The 18,387-nt window shown below is 57.1% G+C and carries 19 protein-coding genes; 9 read left to right on the top strand and 10 right to left on the bottom strand.

The genetic code is table 11. The features are described from left to right. Window positions 1-49 precede the first annotated feature (49 nt). From ACA067_RS20880 to ACA067_RS20895, 4 genes are read right to left on the bottom strand one after another with little or no spacing between them, the layout of a single operon-like run. Entirely contained in the window at window positions 50-391 is a 342-nt protein-coding gene (locus ACA067_RS20880) for a non-heme iron oxygenase ferredoxin subunit (RefSeq protein ID WP_497458296.1), read from the bottom strand. After that, window positions 388-1,242, bottom strand: coding sequence for a DODA-type extradiol aromatic ring-opening family dioxygenase (locus ACA067_RS20885; RefSeq protein ID WP_497458297.1), 855 nt, complete (start codon window positions 1,240-1,242; stop codon window positions 388-390). The genes ACA067_RS20880 and ACA067_RS20885 overlap by 4 nt, the downstream gene beginning before the upstream one ends. 4 nt (window positions 1,243-1,246) lie before the next feature. Continuing rightward, window positions 1,247-1,543 carry an extradiol ring-cleavage dioxygenase gene (locus ACA067_RS20890; protein ID WP_497458298.1) on the bottom strand — a complete coding sequence of 99 codons (297 nt, stop codon included), beginning with the start codon at window positions 1,541-1,543 and terminating at the stop codon, window positions 1,247-1,249. 6 nt (window positions 1,544-1,549) lie between these two features. After that, window positions 1,550-2,365: an alpha/beta fold hydrolase gene (locus ACA067_RS20895; protein WP_497458299.1), complete on the bottom strand. Its 816-nt coding sequence runs from the start codon at window positions 2,363-2,365 to the stop codon at window positions 1,550-1,552. Window positions 2,366-2,697: 332 nt separating this feature from the next. On the opposite strand from ACA067_RS20895, the gene ACA067_RS20900 reads away from it, so the two are divergent. Continuing rightward, the gene (locus ACA067_RS20900; protein WP_497458300.1) at window positions 2,698-3,273 is read left to right on the top strand and encodes a TetR/AcrR family transcriptional regulator; all 576 of its coding nucleotides are present in this window, start codon (window positions 2,698-2,700) and stop codon (window positions 3,271-3,273) included. 591 nt (window positions 3,274-3,864) lie between these two features. Here the strand turns inward: ACA067_RS20900 and ACA067_RS20905 are convergent. After that, window positions 3,865-4,836 carry a GlxA family transcriptional regulator gene (locus ACA067_RS20905; protein WP_497458301.1) on the bottom strand — a complete coding sequence of 324 codons (972 nt, stop codon included), beginning with the start codon at window positions 4,834-4,836 and terminating at the stop codon, window positions 3,865-3,867. A 236-nt stretch (window positions 4,837-5,072) separates the two neighbouring features. On the opposite strand from ACA067_RS20905, the gene ACA067_RS20910 reads away from it, so the two are divergent. Continuing rightward, window positions 5,073-5,954 carry an MBL fold metallo-hydrolase gene (locus ACA067_RS20910; RefSeq protein WP_497458302.1) on the top strand — a complete coding sequence of 294 codons (882 nt, stop codon included), beginning with the start codon at window positions 5,073-5,075 and terminating at the stop codon, window positions 5,952-5,954. 161 nt (window positions 5,955-6,115) lie between these two features. Beyond that, window positions 6,116-6,661 carry a cysteine hydrolase family protein gene (locus tag ACA067_RS20915; protein WP_497458303.1) on the top strand — a complete coding sequence of 182 codons (546 nt, stop codon included), beginning with the start codon at window positions 6,116-6,118 and terminating at the stop codon, window positions 6,659-6,661. Between the two features lie 436 nt (window positions 6,662-7,097). Here ACA067_RS20915 and ACA067_RS20920 read toward each other — a convergent pair whose 3' ends face one another. From ACA067_RS20920 to ACA067_RS20940, 5 genes are all read right to left on the bottom strand, one after another. Then, entirely contained in the window at window positions 7,098-7,859 is a 762-nt protein-coding gene (locus ACA067_RS20920) for a carboxymuconolactone decarboxylase family protein (RefSeq protein WP_497458304.1), read from the bottom strand. Beyond that, window positions 7,837-8,334: a (R)-mandelonitrile lyase gene (locus ACA067_RS20925; protein ID WP_497458305.1), complete on the bottom strand. Its 498-nt coding sequence runs from the start codon at window positions 8,332-8,334 to the stop codon at window positions 7,837-7,839. Before ACA067_RS20925 ends, ACA067_RS20920 begins: the two co-directional genes overlap by 23 nt. 79 nt (window positions 8,335-8,413) lie before the next feature. Further along, window positions 8,414-8,902, bottom strand: a complete 489-nt coding sequence (locus ACA067_RS20930; protein WP_497458306.1) for a cyclophilin-like fold protein — start codon at window positions 8,900-8,902, stop codon at window positions 8,414-8,416. A gap of 24 nt (window positions 8,903-8,926) precedes the next feature. Beyond that, window positions 8,927-10,147, bottom strand: coding sequence for an MFS transporter (locus ACA067_RS20935; RefSeq protein ID WP_497458307.1), 1,221 nt, complete (start codon window positions 10,145-10,147; stop codon window positions 8,927-8,929). Window positions 10,148-10,186: 39 nt separating this feature from the next. Next, on the bottom strand, window positions 10,187-11,215 hold the full coding sequence (locus tag ACA067_RS20940) for an alpha/beta hydrolase (protein ID WP_497458308.1): 1,029 nt from the start codon (window positions 11,213-11,215) through the stop codon (window positions 10,187-10,189). Between the two features lie 182 nt (window positions 11,216-11,397). Between ACA067_RS20940 and ACA067_RS20945 the strand changes: the two genes are divergently transcribed. The 6 genes from ACA067_RS20945 to ACA067_RS20970 all read left to right on the top strand — a co-directional run bounded on the left by ACA067_RS20945 (window position 11,398) and on the right by ACA067_RS20970 (window position 18,303). Continuing rightward, complete coding sequence (locus ACA067_RS20945; RefSeq protein WP_497458309.1) at window positions 11,398-12,327, top strand: LysR family transcriptional regulator; 930 nt, start codon at window positions 11,398-11,400, stop codon at window positions 12,325-12,327. A gap of 543 nt (window positions 12,328-12,870) precedes the next feature. Further along, entirely contained in the window at window positions 12,871-14,001 is a 1,131-nt protein-coding gene (locus ACA067_RS20950) for a PAS domain-containing protein (RefSeq protein ID WP_497458310.1), read from the top strand. Then, window positions 13,998-15,434, top strand: coding sequence for a sigma-54 interaction domain-containing protein (locus ACA067_RS20955; protein ID WP_497458311.1), 1,437 nt, complete (start codon window positions 13,998-14,000; stop codon window positions 15,432-15,434). Before ACA067_RS20950 ends, ACA067_RS20955 begins: the two co-directional genes overlap by 4 nt. Window positions 15,435-15,677: 243 nt before the next feature. Further along, entirely contained in the window at window positions 15,678-16,280 is a 603-nt protein-coding gene (locus tag ACA067_RS20960; RefSeq protein ID WP_497458312.1) for a dimethylamine monooxygenase subunit DmmA family protein, read from the top strand. Further along, a complete protein-coding gene (locus ACA067_RS20965) occupies window positions 16,277-17,245 on the top strand; it encodes a PDR/VanB family oxidoreductase (protein WP_497458313.1) in 969 nt (322 codons plus the stop codon). Before ACA067_RS20960 ends, ACA067_RS20965 begins: the two co-directional genes overlap by 4 nt. 17 nt (window positions 17,246-17,262) lie before the next feature. Beyond that, window positions 17,263-18,303: a heme-dependent oxidative N-demethylase family protein gene (locus tag ACA067_RS20970; RefSeq protein WP_497458314.1), complete on the top strand. Its 1,041-nt coding sequence runs from the start codon at window positions 17,263-17,265 to the stop codon at window positions 18,301-18,303. Window positions 18,304-18,387: the final 84 nt, after the last annotated feature.

Below are 18,387 nucleotides of genomic sequence, written 5' to 3' on the forward strand. Positions count from 1 at the left end.
CTAGACTCACAAGGAATACGGGTGGTACGACAGACCTTCGTGTCGAGCGTCAGGCTTCGGCAAGAGCGGCATCACTGGCGTGCTCGAGGTCGGCAAAGACCTCTTTGTCGGTAACGATGATCCGATACGTTCGAAGGTGCTTTTCGCAAGGAAAAGTCATCGCCTTGCCGGTCGGAATATGAAATTGCCCCCAATGCACCGGACAGGTGATCAGATCGTCTTCCAGGTCACCTTCCGCCAGAGAGGCCGTGGCATGCGTGCACATGTCCGATGTGGCGTAGAACGTGCCGCCCAGGTTGTACACGCAGATAGCTTCGGCAGCGCCATGGCTGACTTTTTTCAACTCGCCCGGCGACAGTTCATCGCGCTGGCACAGCAATACACGACTCATGACCATTCCTCCGCGGAAAACAACTGCAAGAAACCCAACCCGGTGACCCAGGCAGGTACGGCTTCATAGGCGATGACTTCACCGGCCGGATTGGCGACGGCAGCCATGGCACAGGCGAAATTGCGGATTTCCATGGCGCCATTGCCGGCGCGACGCAAAATCTCTTCATCGGAATAGGCGCACAGCGCTTGCAGATCGCCGTTGACGCCATGGGCGAGAATCTCCCGGTCGAAGTCCTCGGCAACCCGGCCCATTTCCGCTGTCCCTACCCAGTGACTGATGCCGCCACTGCCGATAATGACGACGCGCTCGCCAGCATCGAATGACTCCACCGCAGCACGGATCTGGCGACCCAGGTCGGCAGCTCGCTTAAGTGAAATGTAAGGATCCACGCCACAGGCCAGGTACACAGGAATGGTCGGCAACTCGCGGCCGAGAATGTGCTCAGCCGGCTTGACCGTCAGCTGATGCGGAATCGAAAACGAGTGATCCACGGTGAAGCTGCGCGCCACCGTCCAATCGATGCCCTTCCCCTCGCCGTGCGAGACGATATGCCCGGCCAGTTTTTCCTGGTTGCGCACCACGCCTCGCTCCAGCCCCGGCAAGCGATCCAGTGGGCCATCGACATCACCGGTACCGATGACGTAGCGCGGCAGGCACTGAGTGCCGAACAGGATGTAATGATCGCAGCCCACGATGATCACCGAGGTCGGCGCCAACTGCGCCAGGCGCTGAGCACATTGCTCGTATGCACCCCAGACCGCATCACCCTGGGCCTGCGGCGGTGCGTTGGGGGCGACGAACATGACCGGATCATGGGGCATCCAGAAACCGCCTACTATCTTGCCCATCGGATCACCCCTTGAGTGCGGCGGAGAACGCCGCGCGTTGTTCGTCGGTTGCACCCAGGCGCTGCTTGTACAGCGACATGCTTCGCTGAGGTGCCAACTCCTGCCAGAAGCCCATGGTCAGCATCGGATTGACCCCAACCGCTTGCAGCGCAGCGACGTCAAAACCCACGACCATTTCGACTTCTTCTTCACTCAATGCGAAACGCCCGAGGAAGCCTTTGGGGTCTTCGCGAAAACGCTCTTTGGCGGCGCGATCAACTGAGAGTTGCCACAGCGCTCGCTCCAGTAGATTTCGGCTCATATCGGATCACTCGCTCAGGAAGTCGCGAACCAGCGCCACGAAACGCCGCGGTTGCTCGCTCTGCACCCAGTGGCCGCAACGGCCGAACAGATGCAAATCCGCATTCGGGACACTGTTGGCGATCAGCATCCCGCAGGATGGCGGCACCACTCGGTCTTCACGACCATGCACGACCAGGGTCGGCGCGACGATCTTGGCCAGGGCCGCGGCAGGGAAACCCTTGACCAGCGTTTCACCCTCGGCGGCAGGCTTGGGAATGAGCTTGCGCAAGGCTTCCTGGGAACCGGTGCGGGCGCTGGCTTCGTAACGCGCCTTGACCAGCTCGGGCGTGATCAAGGTCTTGTCGTAAGGGAACAACTCCATCAGCTGCTGCATGTTTTCCAGCGATGGCTCGTACTCCCAGGCACCGCGTAGCCCCGGTGTCTGCACGAATTCACCAGCAGGCGTGCCCAGCAGCACCAGCTTGTCGACCCGCTCCGGGGCGAACACCGCCAGGCCAATGGCGACCGCGCCACCAAAGGAATTGCCGACGAAAGAGGCCTTGGCAATATCCAGCGCATCCATGATGCCGACCAGGTGGCTGACCCACAGCTTGATATCGTATTTGGCCTCTTCCTGGAACTCGGTGAAACCGAAACCGGCAATGTCCGGAACGATGACCCGCCACTTATCAGAGAAGGCCGACATGCTTCGCGACCAGTTGGTCCATCCAGAAACGCCAGGACCGGAGCCATGGAGCAGAAACAGGGCATCGCCCTGACCTGCTTCGTGATAGTTGGTCTTGTGTCCTGCTGCCAGCAGGGTTTTTCCAATACCGTCCATAAGGCCTCCGGTTGTTTTTATTCATGAAGATACAGATGTGTATCTGTATGCTAAAGAGGAAACCAGGATGCGTCAACACTCAACATACATACGTGTATCTCAGTATTTGACGCAGAATCAGGTCCTAGAGCGGAAAAACAAGTTTTCCAATAGGATACAGAGCTGTATCTTTGTGATGAACGGTCAGCCAGGTATAAAAAGGATCTGCCCAAAGACACCTGTGAATTGCGGCTGCCTGGGCAGCCGCCAAGCGTTAGAATGTTTTTCCTTGCCCGAGGCGCCCTGACCCGCCCCCGGCACTCATCCACTTGGTTGGACAAGGCCCTAGCACAATGTCAACACGCACCAGTCTCACTCGAGAAGATTGGATTCATGCCGCACAGCATGTCCTGGTTACCAGCGGCGTAGACGCCGTTCGGGTCGACACTTTGGCCAAGGAGTTGAAGATCACCCGTGGCAGCTTCTACTACCACTTCAAAAGCCGTGGTGAATTACTCGAAGGCATTCTTGGCAACTGGCGGTCCCGAGCAACCGAGGATGTCATCCTTCAACTGCGTACCGCACACACTTCACCGCTCCAGCAATTGCAACGCCTGCTTGAGCTGCCCTCCCATGGCCAGACCGCTCGCGAAGCCGCCGCCATTGAATTGGGGATACGCGCCTGGGCACGCCGGGACGATAAAGCCAGACAAGCCATCGACGAAGTCGACCGGTATCGCCTGAACTATATCGAGGGTCTGTTGATACAAGCTGACGTGACGCAGAGCGAAGCCTGCGATCGCGCTTATCTGATCTATGCCTATCAAATCAGCTTGTCATTGCTGCACAGCGAAGACACTGCGCAGGATCGCAAGGATCGCAGCGCTCGCATGGCGAACATTCTGATACCTGAAGCACTACCTGCGTGACACGCACAGAAGACGCCCGCCGACCATAGAGCGGTGAAACGACAGGCGGCTGAAGCGGTGAATGGTCTCGCTAATAGCCGTGGCGTTACCGCCCAGCGTGCACAGGTCGGTGGGCCAGACGACTTCCTGCAGCATCTCACTGAGTAAGGGTGCGGCGATGGAGGAGATCCATTGCTCGTTGCGAAAACCTTTACTGAGTTCGCGTACTTTCAAAGTTTGGCATTGGGTCGTTTGCGGCCCGTCGCGACAGGCAGCAATCGGCCGAGGTTGTGTAAAAACGTTTTTCAGCGCGATTGGAGCCCAGTGTTGGACTGAAAATCGCGTTTCTACGCAAAATCCAGATCGGCTGAGCAGCCGATAATTTTCAGATTTCGCATAGACGCGCAGACTTCAATTTCGACGAAGCGTTTTTACACACTCTGGGCCAGAAGCGGACGTTCGGCCTGGTAGTCTGGAACCGAATTGCAGGAACAGCAGCTGAAAATATGATCTTGCCGGAAGGTCAACATGTCAGGTTCGGCATCCTTTCATCTCGGCGCCTTTGGACTAAGATCTAGTCTGCGATTTGACAAGACGCTGTCACTCTTTCGCTCAGTTCTTTGGATTCATTCTGAGACAAAACATCTTCCGATAGTCAGATGGCGATGTACCTAGATGAGCGCCAAATTGTTGTCTTAAAGATAGGGGCGTTCCAAAACCTACTTCACCCGCGATGCATTCAATCGGTAATTCAGTCGTTTCTAGTAGCTCCTGCGCTCTAACAACTCGTTCAGCGTTTAACCATTTGGATACCGTAGTGCCGGTGGCCTCCTTAAACCGACGAGTAAAGGTGCGCCTACTCATTTTCGCCATGTCTGCCAGGACGTCGAGCGACAGATTACCGGCCAGGTTTATGCGGGCCCACGCTAGTACATCAGACAAATGAGTCTCGCTAGATAACTGCGGCACAGGATGCTCTACGTATTGAGCTTGGCCTCCCTGCCTATGCGGCGGTGTCACCAGCATCTTCGCGGTACGATTCGCCACATCAGCACCGAGCCGCTGGCGTACCAGATGCAGGCAACAATCGATTGCCGCCACGGTTCCCGCAGAGGTCATTATATTGCCGGCACTGACATAGAGCACCTCAGGCCGAAAACGAACCTCAGGGAAACGTCGCGCAAATTCGTCACGGGCCACCCAGTGAGTCGTAGCCTCTTTCCCATCAAGTAGCCCGGCATCGCCCAGCACAAATGCGCCTAGGCATAACCCTACTATCAGCTTGCCTTTGGAATTGGCGAGCTGTAGGGCCTTCACAAGCTGTGCAGATGCAGCGACCGATTGATCGCCCCACGCTGGAATGACAATTACGTCAGATGCCTCCATCAGTTCTAGGCCGTGGGTGACCGCCAGTCCGATGCCTTGGTCACTGCTCACCACTCCCGGCACCTCAGCACAGTAATTGATCTCGTAACGAGGTTCATCAGGCGCGGATTGAGCTGCACCTAGCACGACTCCCGGCACAGAGAGATGGAACAGGCTTACGCCGTTGAACGCTAGAACAGCAACACGTATGGATTGCATCTGTCAGCCTCAGATTCACCCTGTATGGCTCAAACCTATCGCACACAGGAATTGTGGACGACCGCTCACGCGGACGCATTTTCACGGATGAAAGGGACACGTCGACCACCATCAGCATCCACAGAGAGCGCTCATCACTTGGCCCGATTATATCGAAATATGTCATTCAGGCCACTGTCAGGCTCGTAAACGTTCGGCAAGAATGGTGTCCTTGATGAATCAACAGGACTAATCCGATGAAACTCAGAACTCTTACTCTTGCCATTAGCATTGCAGCCACTACACCGGCTTTCGCGGCTACAAGCGCCGACGTAGCACCTGACGCATCTCATAAAGTGGATTTGCAGCAAGTACGTAACGCGACAGTGAAAATCACTTACGGTGGCACTACGTTCTTAATCGATCCAATGCTGGCTAAAAAGGGAGCCTACCCAGGGTTTGAAAATACCTATCGAAGCAACCTTCGCAATCCACTGGTTGACTTAACCGAATCCCCCACTGAAGTTATCTCTGGTGTCGACGCAGTCATCGTCACTCATACGCATCTTGACCACTGGGACGATGCCGCACAAAAAGCGCTGCCTAAAGACATACCTTTGTTCACACAGCATGAAGAGGATGCGCAGCTGATTCGTTCCCAAGGTTTCAAGAATGTGCGCGTACTGACAGATGAAGCTGAATTCGGCGGCGTCAAAATCACCAAGACCGGTGGTCAGCATGGCACCGACGAAATGTATGCCGTGCCAGCCCTCGCAAAACCGCTGGGCGAAGCCATGGGCGTGGTCTTTCAAGCGCCAGGCTACAAGACCCTTTACCTCGCTGGCGACACTATCTGGCGTAAAGAGGTAGACCAGACCATTGAGAAATATCACCCAGAAGTCATCGTACTCAATGCAGGGAAAGCAAAAATGACGGGGTACGAGGGTGCGATCATCATGGGTGAGGAAGACGTTCTGCGTGCTTCACAGGCCGCGAAAAACGCGAAAATTGTCGCCGTGCACATGGACGCAATCAATCACATGTCCTTGAGCCGCGACGAATTGCGCACCTATGTCAAGAAGCAAGGTATCGAGAGTCGTGTAGACATACCGGAAGACGGCGCTTCGCTGGAGTTTTGATTTAAATCACATTGCACCGTGGTCAAAGGCAGCTACTCGCTAGCTATTCGGTACTCAATTAGAGAGTGGGTTAATAAAAAGCCCACTCCTACAGAGTCTACGTGATGAACAATGAGTATCTCACGACATCATCAGGTTAAGAACTTTACCGGAGGTCGTTAATGAAAAGAGGTCTTGTAGTAGTTGATTTGCAAAACGAGTACCTGCCAACTGGCAAATTGTCTTTGACAGGCATAGAGGCAGCTGTGGCAAATGCTAGCCGGGTGATTACTCATGCGCGAAATTCAGGTATTCCGGTTTTTCACATACGGCATGAATCCGATAATGACGGTGCCACGATATTTATGACGGGATCCATTGGCGCGGAAATTCAGCCGGCAGTAGCCCCAGATGGACAAGAGCCCGTGATTGTTAAAAAACACATCAATGCCTTCAGAGAAACTGATCTCAAGAAGCAGCTGGATGCTTTCGATGTCCAAGATATTGTGGTTGTAGGAGCGATGAGCCACATGTGCATCGACGCTGTAGTACGTGCTGCGGCGGACATGGGGTATCCGGTTACTGTGCTGCACGATGCCTGCGCCGCCCTAGATCTCACATTTCGCGGTGTGAGCGTGCCTGCCGCTCAAGCGCATGCGGCAATAATGGCAGCTTTTGAGTTCGGCTACGGCACCGTTAAATCTGTGGACGATTACCTCTCGGCGTAAGCTCGTAACAACTCAGTTTACTTCAGATCAGTTAAATGCCGATTAGACATAATCTCCCTTCCCCTACAGAAAAAAGGCCCTGCGGGGCCCTGTTGTTGATAATAATTATCGGGCGACACCAACGCTCGATGGTGTCAGCACCATTTTTTTGCCTTTTCATTTCTCAGACTTGGGTGACGTCCTGGCTTCGCCAGCCTGAAGTTGTCTATACACTCACTCGACAAGTTTCAACCGTGCTGGCTTCCATGATGCGATCTCCTGATTCGGTAGTCGCTGTGACTAGCGGTTATGGATCTTAACCATCTGCTAGCGAGTGTCCTCTTTTGACCGATGACTGCTCTCCACGAAGGGCAGCTGACGGCCACAAGCGGCCATCACCTGACCGGACTGGCAATAGCCGCACGGCCCATCAATCGCTCCCTGCCCGATACCGCGTTCAGCCGCTGATTTTTTCCAAGGCCATTAAAATACGCTCAGCTCCATCCGGCTCCCCGCCTGTCTTCAGTTCGCTAGCCACCTGACGCAGCTGCTGCACTGTCAGGCCAACATTCATACTGATCTTCAGATGCGACTCCAGCTGCGGCTCTAACCCTGGCATCGCGGCGATGGCCCCTACGGTGGCCAGTTCACGGTCAGCCCATTCAAGGTTATCGCGGGCGAAGATGTCGCCAAACAGGTGGCCCTTCAAAAACTGATCAATGGCGGGGGCGAATTCAAACAGCGGGCCTGACACCGGCGCGCCCAACAGCCGGGTTTGATTGTCGGTGCCCAGGTCGAGCAAAGCGCGCCCCGAGGGAACAGGGCCTGGATCGCGCCCCGGCGCATCATAAACGCCCCGTGCGGCACGTTCTTGCAGGACTTTCATCAGCAGCGAGAGGGCATTGAGGCTGCGCGGGAACCCGGCATAGGCATAGAGCTGAATCAGGATTTCCTTGCTCTCGCTAATCGTCAGCCCGGCATCGAGACCGCGATTGAGCGCGTCGTGCAAACGGGGCATATCGCCGACCGCCATGCTGGCGCCGATTGGGGCAATGGCCTGTTGCTTGGCGGTTAAAGTCTGCTCACTCACTATTTGTTTCTCCGGCTCATGGTAGGTACTGGCGCTGGATATCTGGGTCCAGGCGAAACTGGCCAGGATTACGAAGCCCAGCGCCCCCAACCGAACATGGCAGCGCTTACTTGGTTGGGTACTGTTCATCGCTTACTTTCTCCATCCAACTGACGTTGTTGCCGTTTTTCGTGCCGGTAATAGCCATGTGCGTCATGGCAGTCGATGGCGCGGCGCCATGCCAGTGCTTAACCTCCGGCGGGCACCACACCACATCACCAGGACGTAATTCTTGCACGGGCTTTCCCCATTCCTGAGTACGTCCTACCCCCGCTGTCATCACCAGATATTGCCCGGCAGGGTGCGTGTGCCAAGCCGAACGAGCGCCAGGCTCAAAGGTGACGTAGACCGTTGAGGTGTTGAGGGTGGCGTTTGCCGCGGTCAATGGGTCGACCCGTACGCGGCCAGTGAAATAATCGGCAGGCCCCGTCACCGAGGCCTGCTCTCCCGCACGAGTGATTTGCTGGCTGTTCGGGTTCTGCTCTGCCGCGACGACTGGCGCGAAGTACGTGGCAGTGAGCAGCGCCAGTGCGGCTAGGGGTGAGGTAGAGCGTGTGGGCGTCATGGAAAACTCCTGTGTCACGTTTAAGTGGGCGCAGACGTGCAGCACTTGAGCAGTGCTGGTCGCGCTAACCATGGCAACCCTAGTCAACGGAAAATGTCACCCGAACATCGTCGCGACCCAGGGCCTTGGCAAGGCCTGCCGGGTTGTCGATGCGGCCGAGACGGGAATAGGAGTAGGACGAGGTAAAGGTTTTATAAAAGACCACCAAGGTGTCGGCGCCGTACAAGAGCAAATCGCCGCTGTGTATGGTTCCTGGCCGGTAGGCTTGGGTGGGTAACGGATGCTGCAAGGTGGCGTACTTTTCGTTGTTGTGCAGCTCGGTCATGTCCAGGCTGAGCGGCAATCGGGCGACAAGCTCCCGAGTGGTCGGGTTGTCTTCAAGGGATATGGCGAAGCGCTGTTGGCCGACGGTCATCCACATCGTAGTTTTCTCCATACCTATTGGCGGGCTTGCGATATCCGTCGCAGCGGCGAGGGGTAAAGCCGATAGGGCCAATGGCATCAATGCCGCCAACCAGAAGCCCTTCCAGCCTTGGGAGTAATCGGTGCCGAGACTAAGCGTATGCATGGCCTTGCTCCGTCGAGTGGATGGTCACCGGGTGTGCGGCACCGGCGAACGGGAGGTTAGAAACGTCAACAAGGCGGCTAGCATCAGCAGCGCTGCGCTGGCGATGAAAGTGCTCTGGTAGCCGAGAGTGTCAAACAGTACGCCACCCACGGTGGAACCCACTGCGATGGCCAACTGCACGATTGCCACCATCAGTCCACCGCCCGCCTCGGCGTGATGTGGCAAGGCGTGGGCGATCCAACTCCACCAGCCCACGGGCGCTGCCGTCGCAATAAATCCCCAGAGCCCCAGCAGCACCGCCACGGCGATAACCCAAGTGCCAGCAGGAATCAGCGCCAAAGCAATCACGGCCATCAGCAGTGAGACAGTACTCAGGGTGCCGTAGAGGCTGCGTTTCAGTACCCCGCCGATCATGGTCGTGCCACAAAAGCCAGCCATGCCGATCACCAATAGCAGCAGAGAAAGGGTCGGTACGTTGACCAGGGTGACTGTTTCCAGAAACGGCCGCAGGTAAGTGAACAGCGCAAACTGGCCCATAAAAAACAGGCCGCTGGCAGCCATGCCCAGCGCCACCGTACGATTTTTCAGCAGTTTGAAAACATTGCCGGCACCTGGCGAACGCTCCTGTGTTGCCATACTTGGCAGGCTGATCCATTGCCAGACCAGAGCGATTAGTGCTACCGGAACCAAGCAGAAAAATGCGCCACGCCACCCTATTACGGAGCCCAGATAACTGCCCAGTGGCGCTGCCACCACCGTCGCCAAAGCGTTGCCACTGTTGAAAACAGCCAGCGCCCTGGGCACCTGTGCGGCCGGAACCAGGCGCATCGCGGTGGCTGCCGACATCGACCAGAAGCCGCCAATCACCACACCAATCAGGGCACGCCCAACCATATAGATCAGGTAGTTCGGGGCAAGTGCCACAACGGCGCCCGACACCGCCATCAAGCCAGTGAGCGCCAAGAGCAGCGTCTTTCTATTGATGGTGCCGGCGATCCAGCTGATGGACAGGCTGGCCAACACTGCAAACGCGCCAGAGATGGCAAGCCCCTGCCCTGCCAAACCTTGACTGACGTGCAGGTCGTCTGCCAATGGCGTCAGCAGGCTGACTGGCATGAACTCCGATGCGATCAGCGCGAACACGCACAATGTCATCGCATAAACGCCGCCCCAGTGAGCAGTACGCGTGCCTGTTTCGCTGGCGGAGGTGGCGCCCAAATGGGTGTCAGCGCAAGTGTTGTTCATGGTTGGATTGATAAGCCTCGGTGGGGTGGTGGCAGCCGGTTACTTCAGGTTGTCCTGGAAGAACTGGGTCAGCTTGGCGAAAGGAATCAGATCTACCCGGTCATACAGATCGACATGGCCGGCGTTGGGCACAATGACCAACTCTTTAGGTTCACCCGCCAGGCGGAACGCCTCTTCGCTGAACTCGCGGGAGTGGGCGTTTTCACCTGCGACAAACAGCATCGGGCGGGGCGAAATACTCTCGATATCTACGAATGGGTAGAAATTCATGAACTTGGTGTTGCTGCTCAGCGTCGGGCGCGTGGTCTGTTGCGGCGTGGAGCTTGTCGGGGTGAATTCGCCACGCGGGGTGCGGTAGAAGTCAAAGAACTCGCGCTGAATGGGGTGGGTGTCGGCATCGAGTTCCTGCACAGTGCCACCGGTGTATTCGATCTTGCCGCCCGTGAATTCCACATAACGTTGCTCGGCCGCAGCTGCGATGACCTGCTTGCGCTGCTCAAGGGTTTGCGAATGCTTGAGACCGTTGCGGTTGGCGGCGCCCATGTCGTACATGCTGACAGTGGCAATGGCTTTCATGCGCGGGTCGATCTTGGCCGCGCTGATCACAAAGCTACCGCTGCCACAGATACCCAGCACGCCGATGCGCTGACGGTCGATAAAAGGCCGCGTGCCGAGGTAATCCACGGCGGCACTGAAGTCCTCGGCGTACATGTCCGGCAGCACTGCATTGCGTGGCATGCCTTCACTTTCGCCCCAGAACGACAAATCCAGCGCCAGGGTAACGAAGCCCTGTTCCGCGAGTTTTTGCGCATACAGGTTGGAGCTTTGCTCCTTTACCGCGCCCATGGGGTGGCCAACGATAATGGCCGGGCTGCGGGCGGCGTTGGCCAGACCTTTAGGGATGAACAGATTGCCCACCACATTGAGCTGGTACTGATTTTTGAAGCTGACCTTCTGCACGGTCACCTTGTCACTTTTGAAGAAATTATCTGCACCGTTGGACATATCGGCTCCTAATGCGGTGAATGAACTGAACAGAAACCCGAGCATTACGAGAAGTCTTTTCATTGGGGCGTCCTTTTCAGAGGAAAGCTAACGGCGACGCAGGCAGTTAGCGCGGGGCTCGGCCCTCTTCACGCAAGAGGGGCTGGGATGCCAGCTATTGTTGCTGAATAACGAGATTTTGATTAGCTAATGAGTACTTAATGCGGATATAAGGAGGCCTAATCAATCGCCTGAGTGCTATCGCTATGGCTAAACACAATTTCAACGATCTGCTGGCCTTTGTGACCGTGGCGCGCGTGGGCAGCTTTACCCGCGCTGCGGTGCAACTTGGAGTGACCCAATCGGCAGTGAGTCAGGTGGTTTCGGCCCTGGAAGCACGTCTAAAAATTCGCTTGCTTACCCGCACCACGCGCAGCGTTTCTCTGACTACGGCGGGTGAGCGGCTGCTGGAAGCGGTGGGACATCGCTTTGATGAAATCGAAGCCGAAGTGGAAGCCTTGACCGAGTTGCGGGACAAGCCGGCCGGCACGGTGCGGATTACCTGCGGTGACAACATCATCAAGACCACGCTGTTACCCAAACTGACGCCACTCCTGCAGATGTACCCGGATATCAAGCTGGAATTCGATATCAACTATGGCTTTCGCGATATCGTCGCCGACCGCTTCGATGCCGGCGTGCGCTTCAGTGACACGGTGGCCCAAGACATGATTGCCGTGCCCATTGGCCCGGCGATACGAATGGCCGTAGTGGCAGCGCCAAGCTACTTCGCTAAAAATCCCGTCCCTGAACACCCTCGCGATCTGGCGGCACATCGCTGCATCGACATACGTTTCCCCACCTATGACGGCATGGACGCGTGGGAATTCGAGCGCCAGGGCAAGAAGCTGAAAGTGCGGGTAAACGGCCAATTGCTATTTAACTCCACCACCCATATCGCCGATGCAGCGGTGAGCGGGCTGGGCATCGCTTACCTGCCCGAGGACGAGTTCGCCTCACAACTGGCTCAAGGGCGCCTGGTTCGGGTACTGGAAGACTGGTGTGAGCCTTTCGGCGGTTTTCACTTGTACTACCCCAGCCGCCGGCAACCCTCCCAGGCATTTTCGCTGGTCGTTGATGCATTACGGGTGGACCGCTTGCCACCAGATGACAGCCTGACCGCCACGGATGCGTGACCACGACGATTGGAGCGAGAACGCGGAGAAACGCCTTGAGTTTGCAAGGGCACATGCAGATCGCCGATCTTGCCGAACTCGGCGAGTAGTCATCCACTTAAGGTGCTGACGGCACGGTGCTTATCTTCGGGATCAGCAAAGCTTTGAGGGCAATGCGCAAGGCTCTGACGCGATGGGGTTCAAGATGAGGTTTTGACTCTGCCGGTCGCCGCCTCCCCGCTCTTGATCATCGCCTTTTGGCGGTCGCGGACACTGTCCAGCCCGGACTTGTATTTTTCGTCACCTCGTCATACCGATGGCGCAGATTTGCGCCATCGGGTACCGGTGGGCTGCTGACGTAGAGTACGGCCATAAATAGAACTAAGCTGACTCTCCAAGCGCTGCAAAAATGCACAGTTCGCTGCAACATCACAGCGCTCACTCACTCACAGGCCCTTAAACTTCAATGTTTACAAGCCTTTTAGTTGGCATGCGATATGCCCAGCTTTACTTGCCTGAGTGTTTCAACCAGGTACCCATAAGCCAAATCGAGCCTACAAATCGATGGATACCCTGAATTTACTGGCCAACAAAGTCCAACCCCTTTCAAGCACCGTAAGTGCAGACGGGCAACTCGTCAGTCTGTCCGCCAGCCTGAGCGATCAATTAGGTTATGCGCCAGAGGAGCTGCTGAATCAGCCGATCGAACGTATCTACAGTGTCGAGTCAGTACGTGCCTTGCAATTGCTGTTCGCCAATCCTCCTGCCGACGAGCAAGTCCATAGCCTGGAGTTGACCCTGATTCGCCACAACGGCGGTCTGCTGCAAGTGGTCGCCTGCGGTCTTTTGGAGTGGCGCTCGGTTCAACCGGCGCGCCTGCACCTGCTGAAGATTCCGCTTGGGTCGCTGGGCCATCGGCTGCGGGAAATGCACAACGCCAATGAAGTAATGAGCCAGATGCTGCAGAGCGCAAAGGTCGCCTACTGGTGCATCGAGTTCGCCGAGGCGGTGGACATCAATACTTCGCCGGATGAAATCGTCCGCCAGGTATTCGAAAACGACTCCCACTGGCGCCTGTGCAACCGGGCCATGGCCGACGTGTATGAGATGCCATCGAATATCGATTTCAACCAACAACCGGTTCGCCTTTACTGGCCTCGCAGCCCGGCCAACGAGGAATTCGTGCGGCGCCTGATCGAAGCCGGTTTCAGCGTCGACTGCGCACTCTCGGTGGATCGGCGTCACGATGGTTCACCGGCCTACGTAGAGAACGATGTACGCGCAACCATCGTCAACGGGCATCTACTGCGCATGTGGGGCAGCATTCGCGACGTCAGCCAGGAATTGCGCATGCAGCACGACGCCGAGCAGCGCATCGATGCCTTGCGCCGGGTCTTCGATGCGGTGCCGGATGCGGTGCTAGTGATCGACGAACATCTGCAACCACAATGGCGCAACGCAGCGTTCGAAGAGACCTTTGGCATTACCCATGGCGCTGGCATCGCTCGACTTCTGCTGGATAACGCCCTGCCCGAGCGCACCTGGCACAGCCTGCCGCTGCCTGATTTGAGCGGGCGAAACTTAAACTTCAATGTGCATTGTTCGCGCATCCTGATTCGTGAAGGCGTGGCCTGGCGGGTCGCGGTGTTTCGCGAAAGTCAGGGCGTGCGCCGTGCGCAAGAGTTGCACCCATGAAAGACAAGAACCTGCCACCCACGCTACAGATGGGCATGCGCTCTTCAGTAAATGTCAGCAGCGAAGTTCTCGGCGCATTGCTGGAAACACCCGCGCTGCACGCCTTACTTGACAGCTTCAGTGAAGCGCTGATCGTGACGGACGGTGAAGGCCGGGTGCGTTTTCTCAATCTGGCCGCCGAGCGCATTAATCGACTGTCCAAACAGCAAGCCGTCGGGCTGTCCGACAGTGAGTTTTACCAACGCTCGGCATTGAATTACGACGACTTGCAGGCAGCACTAAATCGCGGCGGTAACAGCGCCTTGACCCGCTCACGGGAAGGCCGGGCACTGCTCAGCAGCACCCACGCCATCCCCACTGGCGCCTACGAAAAACCGTTCAGAATGTTGACTCAGAAAGACTTCGACGGTAGTCAGCCGCAGCGTCGAGCATCGCTGGGCAACCGGCCAGCGGAGCCGCAAGGTCTGCGCGATCCTCAGGACAGCGCCCTGCATCTGTCACCTCAGCTATCAAGCATCGCCGACACCGGCGTGCGCGCCTTCCGACGTCGCGCGCGGTTGTTACTGCTTGGCGAGCCTGGCGTCGGCAAGACCGCCATTGCCCAGCATATCCACCGTGCGGCCGGCTGGGGTGATCGCCCATTTATCCACGTTAACTGCGGGAGCATTCCGGAGAGCCTGTTCGAGTCGGAGATGTTCGGCTATGAGCGTGGCGCCTTTACCGGCGCACTGCAGGGCGGCAAGCAAGGCTATATCGAGGCGGCTTCGGGCGGGACCTTGTTTCTCGATGAAATCGGAGAAATCCCTCTGCATGTCCAGGCCAAGCTGCTGAAATTCCTTGAAGACAGTACTATCCAGTCTGTCGGATCGCCCCTGAGCAAAACGGTACAGGTGCAAGTCATTGCGGCCACCAACAAGGACCTGCGTCACCTGGTGAGCATTGGTGAGTTTCGCGCCGATCTCTACTATCGCCTCGCCGTCCTGCCGGTAGAAATTCCGCCGTTGCGCCAGCACCGGGATGACTTGCCGTTTCTCATCGACATCCTGTTGAGCCGCATCAATGGCGATCGCGAGCCCTCTCTGAGCCTGTCTGCGGGCTGCCGGAAGCGGCTGATGGACTATGATTTTCCGGGCAATATCCGCGAGCTGGTGAACATCTTTGAACGGCTGGCCGTCCTCGCCGACGATGAAGCGCAGGAGCATCATTTGCCGGCTGAATTGCTCGAGCCGGTGCGCCCTCAGGAACGTTTGAAACCCTCGGTTACGGACGATGAACCGGAGGACAATCCGGAACGGAATCTCAAGCTTCAAGTCCAGCATTTCGAACACCAGGTCATCCTCAGGGCCGTACATCTATGTGGCAGCAAGCGCAAAGCCGCGCAGCACCTGGGCATCGACATCGGTACGCTGATCCGCAAGCTCCAACGCGACTGAATCGCCCCGGCACAGGGATGTGTCCAACTCCCCTTCTTTTCGCATAAAGCGCTGCAAAAACGCCTACAACCGTGGCTATTTTTGCCTGCACCTTACACCGACAATTATATAAAAACCTTTAAATTCAACTAGTTGAATATTTGGCACGACCTATGCTCCTGCTATCTGCATCCCATCATCGTTGGGTTATGCATCAGAGCCGGCTTCCATCAGCCGAGCCGGTAGTCAGGAGGAATAATAAAAATGTTGATCACCGGGATCAAAAGTCGACCGATCTACGACCGGTTACAACCGCTGCCGGGAGGTATCCGGCACATCATTGCTGGGCAAGGCAGCGGCGGTCGCGCCATGTTGCGCTTGCTGGGTGATATGGCCGGCCTGAATCGACCGATCACCTTGCTGTACTCCCAGGAGTCGTTTTCCGGCCAGGACTTCCTGGACCAACTGCATCAGCACACCGAACACCCATTGCACGTGCATGTCTCTAACCAGGCGCTGATCGACGAGCTGAAGACCCTACTCGGCGACGCGCGCATGGGCACTCGTCTTTACCTCGCAGGTTCTGAAAGTTTCCTCGGTAGTGCCATGCAAGTGGCCACGCATTTCGACCTGAATCGCGACGAGGTGCTTCGCGAGCACTCTGGAACGCTGGTCCGTCGCGTCTGGTGCGTGCACTGCGACAGCTACACCGAAAACGTCACCCAACGCGTCTACGACTGCCCCGGTTGCGGCCTGACGCTGGTGGTTCGCGATCACTACTCCCGGCGACTGGCAGCCTTCCAGGCGGTCAAAGCCGATGCCGAAGTCCCGGGTGAATTGCCTGAAGCCGAGGAGCTCGACACATGAGCCAGAACAATGGGACGTTGAATCTGCGCGTGGCCCGAATCGAATCGGTAACCCCGGAAATCAAACGCTTCACCCTGGTCTCGCCGACCGGCGCGCATCTACCGGCGTTCTCCGGCGGCAGCCACGTCGTGGTGCTGATCGCCAATCAGAACAACACTTTGCGCAATCCCTATTCGCTGTTGAGTTCGCCCTACGACACCAGCAGCTATCAGATTGCCGTGCGCCGAGTAAAAAGCGGTCGCGGCGGTTCGGTCTTGCTGCACGACAACGTCAGTGAGGGCGATCTGATCGAGGTCACGCCACCGGCCAACCTCTTCCCGCTGATCAAACAGGCGCGCCTGCACCTGTTCATCGCCGGTGGGGTCGGCATCACGCCGGTCATTTCCCAACTGGAAGAATTGCGCCTGAGCAAGGTGCCCTTCGAGCTGCATTACGCGGTGCGCGGCGAAGAACACGCCCAGCTCGGCAAAGAGTTGCAGGCCACCTACGGCGAGCAGGTTCACCTGTACCGAAAAGGCATTGAGTCGCGCATGGAGATTCGCCGAATCCTCACCGGCCGCCCGCTGGGCAGCCACGTTTATGCGTGCGGTCCAGACAGCATGATCGACGCCACCCTGACCTGTGCCCGCGACCTTGGCTGGACCGACAGCCATGTGCACTTCGAACGCTTCCTTGAACAAAGCAGCGGCGGCGAAGCCTTCAGTTTCACCCTCGGCCGCAGCGGCGCGACGATCGAAGTTTCGCCGGACCAGACCATGCTCGAAGCGGTGGAAGCCGCTGGCTACACCATGCCCTACCTGTGTCGTGGCGGTGCCTGTGGTCACTGTGAAACCGAGGTATTGGAACTCGACGGCGAACTGCTGCACACCGATGACTGGCTGTCCGACGAAGACAAAACCAGCCGCAAGAAAATCATGCCCTGCGTATCCCGCGCCAAGTGCAATCGCCTGGTCATCGACCTCTGATCGACGGAGACATAACAATGAATATCAAATTCAATCCCGACGAAACCTACCGCGACGACTACACCTTCACTAACAGCCCGGAGACTATCGCCCGCGCACCCTTCCCATTCCCTGATGACGACTACATGTACTCGATGAACCTCGAGCCGCACGTCTCGGTCGGCGACGGTGCGTTTCGCGCCGCCTTCGATATCGATGAACACTACATCAGCGAGTGCCGAGACCGCGCGATCACCCTGGAGAAAGATCCGGGTATGCACTACGTCTCGGCGCCGCACATGATGGAGGCACAATGGGACCTGCTTGAGTTAATCATGGAGTCCTACGCCCGGGACTATCCGCAGTACTTCAGCCTGGCGCGTGAAGGTCGGCAGTGGCATTGGACCAACCGTCTGCTGGACATCGACGATCACTTTACTTTCGGCGATCCGACTACCCTGCCCTACGAGCCGATGGAATACGTGACCCGTCAGGCCCAAGGCGATTGGGTGCTGCAAGAAGAACGCGACGGCACGTTGTACTGGGGGGCCGGGATCGCTACCCAGCGCGCCGATTATTCCCTGCGCTTCAACCTCGGCATGAGCTGGGAAGAGTTCCATGGGCCGGTGCCGTTGGTGAAGGAAATCGGCATGCTCGACCGCGCGCTGAAGTTTTTGCTGCGTCTGCGCACCGGCCACCCGGTGCGTCGTTTGAACTGGTCGCTGACCGTTAATCCGCGCCTCGAAGTCTCGGCCGAAAGTCTGCCGGAATGGGCACCGGACCGCACCATCGTAACTGCGGAAAACGCCGGCAAGCTGGTCTACTTGCGTATCGAGTTGCAGCCGCTGCATCGCCTGCCGCGCAGTAACGCCATCGTCTTTCCGATTCGCACTTACCTGCTCAGCCTCGAAGACATCGCCACCAATCCGGCGTGGGCCCGACGCATGCACCGGGTCCTGCGAGATTTGAACCAGCAACTGGTCGATTACAAAGGTTTCAGCCGCTACCGCGATGCCGCCGTCGAATGGCTCTCCAAGTACGACGACAGCCGCGACAGTGAGACCAAAAAACAGGCTTGAGTCTGACATTCACTACAACAAGAAACTCAAATAAGCGGGACAACCCGCCAGTACTGAAATCAACTGCCATTGATAATGAGGAAA

The sequence above is a fragment of the Pseudomonas sp. LBUM1674 genome, assembly GCF_059695635.1.

Coding starts and splice junctions, on each gene's coding strand:
- ACA067_RS20890 (WP_497458298.1), bottom strand. CDS start 1,543: ATGAGCCGAAATCTACTGGAGCGAGCGCTGTGGCAACTCTCAGTTGAT.
- ACA067_RS20940 (WP_497458308.1), bottom strand. CDS start 11,215: ATGAAAAGACTTCTCGTAATGCTCGGGTTTCTGTTCAGTTCATTCACC.
- ACA067_RS20945 (WP_497458309.1), top strand. CDS start 11,398: ATGGCTAAACACAATTTCAACGATCTGCTGGCCTTTGTGACCGTGGCG.
- ACA067_RS20935 (WP_497458307.1), bottom strand. CDS start 10,147: ATGAACAACACTTGCGCTGACACCCATTTGGGCGCCACCTCCGCCAGC.
- ACA067_RS20895 (WP_497458299.1), bottom strand. CDS start 2,365: ATGGACGGTATTGGAAAAACCCTGCTGGCAGCAGGACACAAGACCAAC.
- ACA067_RS20970 (WP_497458314.1), top strand. CDS start 17,263: ATGAATATCAAATTCAATCCCGACGAAACCTACCGCGACGACTACACC.
- ACA067_RS20905 (WP_497458301.1), bottom strand. CDS start 4,836: ATGCAATCCATACGTGTTGCTGTTCTAGCGTTCAACGGCGTAAGCCTG.
- ACA067_RS20930 (WP_497458306.1), bottom strand. CDS start 8,902: ATGCATACGCTTAGTCTCGGCACCGATTACTCCCAAGGCTGGAAGGGC.
- ACA067_RS20960 (WP_497458312.1), top strand. CDS start 15,678: ATGTTGATCACCGGGATCAAAAGTCGACCGATCTACGACCGGTTACAA.
- ACA067_RS20900 (WP_497458300.1), top strand. CDS start 2,698: ATGTCAACACGCACCAGTCTCACTCGAGAAGATTGGATTCATGCCGCA.
- ACA067_RS20955 (WP_497458311.1), top strand. CDS start 13,998: ATGAAAGACAAGAACCTGCCACCCACGCTACAGATGGGCATGCGCTCT.
- ACA067_RS20910 (WP_497458302.1), top strand. CDS start 5,073: ATGAAACTCAGAACTCTTACTCTTGCCATTAGCATTGCAGCCACTACA.
- ACA067_RS20925 (WP_497458305.1), bottom strand. CDS start 8,334: ATGACGCCCACACGCTCTACCTCACCCCTAGCCGCACTGGCGCTGCTC.
- ACA067_RS20885 (WP_497458297.1), bottom strand. CDS start 1,242: ATGGGCAAGATAGTAGGCGGTTTCTGGATGCCCCATGATCCGGTCATG.
- ACA067_RS20965 (WP_497458313.1), top strand. CDS start 16,277: ATGAGCCAGAACAATGGGACGTTGAATCTGCGCGTGGCCCGAATCGAA.
- ACA067_RS20915 (WP_497458303.1), top strand. CDS start 6,116: ATGAAAAGAGGTCTTGTAGTAGTTGATTTGCAAAACGAGTACCTGCCA.
- ACA067_RS20880 (WP_497458296.1), bottom strand. CDS start 391: ATGAGTCGTGTATTGCTGTGCCAGCGCGATGAACTGTCGCCGGGCGAG.
- ACA067_RS20950 (WP_497458310.1), top strand. CDS start 12,871: ATGGATACCCTGAATTTACTGGCCAACAAAGTCCAACCCCTTTCAAGC.
- ACA067_RS20920 (WP_497458304.1), bottom strand. CDS start 7,859: ATGAACAGTACCCAACCAAGTAAGCGCTGCCATGTTCGGTTGGGGGCG.